Source organism: Armatimonas sp. (genome assembly GCF_031410135.1).
Taxonomy (GTDB): domain Bacteria; phylum Armatimonadota; class Armatimonadia; order Armatimonadales; family Armatimonadaceae; genus Armatimonas.
Window position 1 is genome coordinate 1 of sequence record NZ_JANNYP010000816.1, and the last position, 5157, is coordinate 5157.

General features: G+C 56.9%; 7 protein-coding genes. 2 read left to right on the forward strand and 5 right to left on the reverse strand.

Annotated features, from left to right (window positions below):
* The first annotated feature begins 264 nt into the window (after positions 1-264).
* Positions 265-837 (forward strand): hypothetical protein, encoded by a 573-nt coding sequence (locus RMO15_RS29795; protein WP_309721744.1) that lies wholly within the window; start codon positions 265-267, stop codon positions 835-837.
* Between the two features lie 138 nt (positions 838-975).
* Positions 976-1353 carry a hypothetical protein gene (locus tag RMO15_RS29800; RefSeq protein WP_309721746.1) on the forward strand — a complete coding sequence of 126 codons (378 nt, stop codon included), beginning with the start codon at positions 976-978 and terminating at the stop codon, positions 1351-1353.
* On the opposite strand, the gene RMO15_RS29805 is transcribed toward RMO15_RS29800, so the two are convergent.
* The 5 genes from RMO15_RS29805 to RMO15_RS29825 form a co-directional block, all read right to left on the reverse strand.
* Complete coding sequence (locus tag RMO15_RS29805; protein WP_309721750.1) at positions 1354-2022, reverse strand: sigma factor-like helix-turn-helix DNA-binding protein; 669 nt, start codon at positions 2020-2022, stop codon at positions 1354-1356.
* A 49-nt stretch (positions 2023-2071) separates the two neighbouring features.
* Positions 2072-2965 (reverse strand): DUF1559 domain-containing protein, encoded by an 894-nt coding sequence (locus tag RMO15_RS29810; RefSeq protein WP_309721754.1) that lies wholly within the window; start codon positions 2963-2965, stop codon positions 2072-2074.
* Positions 2962-3729, reverse strand: a complete 768-nt coding sequence (locus RMO15_RS29815; protein ID WP_309721757.1) for a hypothetical protein — start codon at positions 3727-3729, stop codon at positions 2962-2964. The genes RMO15_RS29810 and RMO15_RS29815 overlap by 4 nt, the downstream gene beginning before the upstream one ends.
* A complete protein-coding gene (locus RMO15_RS29820) occupies positions 3726-4631 on the reverse strand; it encodes a DUF1559 domain-containing protein (protein ID WP_309721760.1) in 906 nt (301 codons plus the stop codon). Before RMO15_RS29820 ends, RMO15_RS29815 begins: the two co-directional genes overlap by 4 nt.
* Before the next feature lie 26 nt (positions 4632-4657).
* Positions 4658-5157, reverse strand: a 500-nt coding sequence (locus RMO15_RS29825) for an H-X9-DG-CTERM domain-containing protein (protein WP_309721763.1), incomplete at its 5' end; no start/stop codon positions are given.

Sequence of the window (5157 nt, forward strand, 5' to 3'; positions counted from 1 at the left end):
TGGAGGGCGCGGAGCCCATCAAAGAGATCATCGCGTAGCCTCGGTGCAGGCACAGCAACAGCAAACCGAGCTCCCTGAGTGGCAGGTGCGTCTTCACGAGCGGCTGCTGACAAAAAATGGCGAAGGGGCCGAGCCATTCTGAGCGAACTCTCCGCCGAGGAGGCACTCACGTGTCTGCGAGATACACTCCTCCCCGAGGTACAAAGCCAAGGAAAGGCCTTTGCCTTACGCAATTTAGCACTGTTTGGCTTGGTAGGGGGGGTAATGACGGCTCGTTTGGTAGACAGCTTCTTGGAAGACTTTTTCCCGTACTTATTGACACCAGCCTTGTCTATTGTGATGGCATTACTTCTTTTTGGGGTGTTCATCGTCTGGCTCATTGCGGTGATGAAGTCTAAGCGGCTTGGACGGTTGTGGGGGTGTGTCTACCCTATGCTTTCTGCACGTATCTCTCTGTCTCTGGGGAGTGAGGCAACCTCCGCGCTCCTTGATATTTTCGGATGGTTTGGGGGATTTGCACAAATCCCGCCACAGTATCAAGGGCTGTCTTCCACAAATGACCAACATATTGATCTTATCCTGAGGGCAAAAAAGACGTTGAGTCGCCTGTTGAACCGTCTCACGACAGAAGAGGCAAGGGCACTGACGGAGAACAATCGGCAGGTTTTACTGAGGCTGGCACAGAACGCGGAGATGGAGGTTGACCTGGGAATCGGCGCGTTACTGACTCTAGGAGTGATGCAAGAGGCGCGGGCGCGACCTGTGGCACAGAAGCTAATAAAGAGTTTTTTGCCACGGGTTCGTGAGGCTGCTAGGGAGTGTTTTAAATCGTTATGAAATGTGAATATTCTATATTTGCAAATTAAATGCAAATTTTAATTGGTTTTTATTTCTGGAATTTTAGGTGGGAAATACCTTTAGGGTTTGCAAATAACAACTTTGTTGTTATAATTGCAAATCGTAAGGAGCTAGATAATGGATAAAATGTTAGCGACGGTAGTGGCCCTAATGGCCTGTACAGGATTTGCTTTTGCACAGGGAACAACTCAGAAGCTGGAAGAGCCTAAGTGTTGTAAGGGAATGAAGTGTAAGCATGCTACGGGTGAGGATAAGCACCATGTCTGTGGTAGCTCCTGCCATGATTCCCATCAGAAAAAGGGACAGTGCTGCGTTGCTCACAAACACGCCAATGCACCGATGCCTAAGCTCAGCGAGCCCAAGTGTTGTAAAGGCATGAAGTGTACGCATGCGACTGGCGAGGACAAGCACCATGTCTGCAACAAGATGTGCCACGACTCTCACCAGAAGAAGGGCACTTGCTGCGCCGCTCACAAGCACAACGCCAAAGGCTAGCTACTCGTCGCCAAAAAGCGCTTTAAAGGTCTCGTCCGTCTCTGCTAAAGTGCGGAGGCGGGCGACGGCCCGCTGGGCGCGTTTCTTGGATGCTTCTTCATGAATCCCAAGCCACGCTGCGATCTCTTGATGCTCCCAGCCATAGACTGAGTTGAGGATCAGGGGCGCGGCGTTTTCATTTCCGAGCTGCTGACGAACCCGCTGCATCAGCTCATTGGCGCAGAGCTGCTCCATGGGTGAGGGGGTAGACTCGGTGAGGCCCTCGATGGCCCTTGTGATCCGATCCCCACTCTCGACGAGGGGCTCCTGTCGGTAGCTCTGGGTGCTTTTAAGGCGTAGCTTGCTCTGAACAATCTGCCGTGCGACCCGGCGCAGGCAGCTTGTGCGTAGATCCGGTGACGATGATCGGCGTAACTTGAGCCAGACCTCGGTGATAATGTCGTCGCGCTCCATCCCCGCTAGAGCGCCACAGAACCCATCCACGGCTGTCCCGATCCGCTCACGAACGAGAACAAAGAGCTGCTCCTCTACGAGACAACGATCCGCCTCACTCAGAGACGTATCGTGTAGCAGACAAAGCAGCTCCTCTTCACTACGGGCGCGCGACGAAAGCCCGAGCGGTCGCCCAAGCGCCCGCCAGAAGAACCCCGTGAGTGTTTTCTGCCGCATCTGTCCCATTCTACGTCGTTAACGACGGTTGCGGGGACAGTGTGACAGTCTAGTTGCTGTTTTCCGTCTCCGGGTAGGTGTAGATACCCATACGGCGGTACTCCTCCGTGACCGTTGCCTGGTTCTTGGGGGTGCCCGTCGCTGTCAGCCAGCTCGGGTCTTTTGTCCACTTTGCGTGACCGTCACAGAAGGCCCAGGTGCGCCCCCCTGAGTGGCGCTGACCTTTTTCCCAGCGCCCCGTTCCCAGAGTCGCAACTGTCGTCTGGATTCCGTAGCCTGGCGCAATATACCAGCCTGCAAAAGTGCCCCCTGCTGCAAGCTGCGCGGAGCCCACATCGGTCACATAGACCAAGTTGGCTGGGGCGGCAAAGCTTGACATGGAACGCATCTTGGAGGTGATGGATTCCGGTGTGGTGGGGGTAGAGTACGCAGCGCTTAGGAAGTAGTTACCCGCGTAGCTCAGAGGGAGCACTTTGGTCATGGCACCAGCCACATTGCGCATCCCTGCGAACGCGCCGGGGACACCCATCTGGAGAAGCTGATCCTCAAAACAAGTCGAGCCTGTCTTGCCCCAGCCGCCTTTATCGGTATCGCTTGGGCAGACTAAGATGCCATAGTTTTTCTGATAAGGCATCACAGCAAGAGGAAAAGCGTAGACGCCACTGAACTGATTATCATTAAAGTTCGCTGTGCTGGTCACAATAGGCGTTGAGCAGGGGCCACGCCAGCCGGTTTCGGGCAGGATCTCGTCATAGTCTTGGGCGTACATCATGGCCCCGAGGCCAAGCTGTTTGAGGTTAGAGAGACAAGACGCCTGCCGCGCTTTGGCACGAGCTTGTGCAAAGACAGGGAAGAGAATCGCGGCGAGAATCGCAATGATCGCGATCACGACGAGTAGTTCGATCAGCGTAAACGCTGATTTTAGAGTTGGTTTGGTTGTCATAGATAAAGCCTTGAAAGGTCAAATTCGTAGACCGAGCGCTCCTTGCGCTGGATCTGAAAGAGGCGCTTCTGCGCCGAGTCTAGTGCGATCCCCTGGCCCTCGGCGGGTGAGGCAATGATCTGTACGATCTCTAAAACGCTCCCTACTTTCGGAAGCCGAAGCTGATATATCTCCGGGGCATGGTGCCCACTGATAAGTAAAGTGTTTTTGGGCCCCCAGAGGCCGCCCGAGGCCGTCATGCCCTCCCAGCGGTCGAAGAGAGTGGGCGGGAAAACGTAGGCCGCTTGCCTGCGCCACTGGGCGTCGTAGCGCACAAGAACGGTGTCCTGGTTGGTCTTCCCCGGCTCGCCGCCCTTGCCGCTGTAGTGCCCAAAGCAGACCCACCAGGAGTTTTCGTGCCAGTCCATCCACGTGAGGGAGCCCGCATCACGGCCAAAGCTCTGGCTCCCGAGGTGCCTCAGTGTCGCTGTATCAAAGCGCTCGATGGAGCTGAGCATGGGGGTCTCGGGAAAGTTGGAGTGCGAGCAGTAGAGAGTCTTGCCCAGAACAAGCCCCCCGTCCATGTGGATTAGAGGGCGCTCGGGCGAGCTCTCGTAGGCTCCCACTTTCTTGCCCGTCGCCCGCTCGTACTTCCCGATGTGGGCGTTGTCAATGGCATAGAAGTGGCGAGCGTCCACCGCCACGCCCTGCGTCGCTTCGTCGGTGGGGAACTTCCGTAGCAGTGGCAGAGGCGGCGCAACTTGCTGGGGCCGGGAGCGCGTCACGGGTAGACCACGCCCCCTGTCTGTGGATTCCAGAGGTCTTTCTGCCCGGAGCCACAGCCAAATCCTCCTAGGTTGGGTACGCAGACACTGTTCCAGACCGTCGGGTTGATCGTCGGAAACACGGTGTCCAGAGCGCGTGTCCAAGTAGATCCGGGGCGCATGGCCTTGGCGTGACCGTCGCAGAAGAGAAAGTTAGACATACTCTGGCCCGCGTGGAGCGCCACGGGAAAGCCAATCGTAAACGGAGGACGGCTAGAGACGCCTGCAGTGCGCCGGTGTAGAGGAGCGCCGTTGCGGTTGGTGGCTCCTGCGTTGGCGGCATCGGAGCGCTGGCTGCCTTCGTAGATAAGAATGACGGAGGCGGGCTCGGCCATCCCACTGTCGGAGATCCCAGCGGCAAAGCTATCGGGCTGAGCGGGCGTGGTGGCAAGCACGTTGGTGGCAAAGGTTCCGGGGTGGCTACCGCGCAGGTAGTCGTTCATGATAAACGAGCGCTGCCGATCCACACCAGCCACATTGGAGCCCAGGTTGGTGCCCGTGAAGTTGAGCGCTGACGGACAAGAGAACATATTGGCCGCCGCGCTGGTCTTGCTGCTGGACTTCACGTAAGGGTAGATCCCCTGCGTCGAGCCATCCGGCGCGGTCTGGATCCAGCCATTTCCAGGGCCACTACCCGTGCTGATCAGCGCCGTTCCACCACCGGGCGAGGGGAACATCCCGTCATAATCCGTGGAATACATCAAAAATGCTGTCCCCAGTTGTTTGAGATTGGAGATGCACACACTCTGCCTTGCCTTCTCGCGGGCCTGGGCGAAGACAGGGAAGAGAATGGCGGCCAGAATCGCGATAATGGCGATCACGACGAGAAGCTCAATGAGCGTAAAGCTATTTTTGCGAGTCATAGAAAAGTCCTTAGCTGCTTGATAGATTAGGGGAGCTTACTAGGGTCGAAGCACTGGCCGGGGCCGACCACGGGAGCGGGGCAAGTGCCCGTACAGTCACTCCACTCGATCATCCAGGGCGCGACATTATCGCCCTTGCGGGTGAGAAGCTCCTGCCAGCCGATGTTTTTGGCGTGTCCATCGGCGTAGACCATATTGGCGCGTCCCATGTGCCGCAGAGCGCCCTCTTTTGTGTAGCCGTTCGGCCAGCGATTACTATCGCAGTTGATGTTGAGGTCTAGATCCTCTAGGAGCCCGCTCCAGTTGTTGGTTCCTGCGCGTACTTGGGCATCGCCCGAGTCGAAAAAGACAAAGGTGCTGGCCACCTCGTCTAGCTCGGCGAGGGAGCGCGGGGCCGTGCCTTCATCGCGGGTTAGGCCCGAGTAGTTGTAGGCATAGTTGCCGTCATTGCCCCAGTTCTCTCGGGTGAGTTCTACCTGCCAGGTATCGGGGCTATCGGGACAATCAAAGATCGCCAGATTCTTGA

Bases quoted from the DNA above. Each gene is read 5' to 3' on its own strand.
- RMO15_RS29795 (WP_309721744.1), top strand. From the start codon at position 265: ATGACGGCTCGTTTGGTAGACAGCTTCTTGGAAGACTTTTTCCCGTAC.
- RMO15_RS29800 (WP_309721746.1), top strand. From the start codon at position 976: ATGGATAAAATGTTAGCGACGGTAGTGGCCCTAATGGCCTGTACAGGA.
- RMO15_RS29805 (WP_309721750.1), bottom strand. From the start codon at position 2,022: ATGCGGCAGAAAACACTCACGGGGTTCTTCTGGCGGGCGCTTGGGCGA.
- RMO15_RS29810 (WP_309721754.1), bottom strand. From the start codon at position 2,965: ATGACAACCAAACCAACTCTAAAATCAGCGTTTACGCTGATCGAACTA.
- RMO15_RS29820 (WP_309721760.1), bottom strand. From the start codon at position 4,631: ATGACTCGCAAAAATAGCTTTACGCTCATTGAGCTTCTCGTCGTGATC.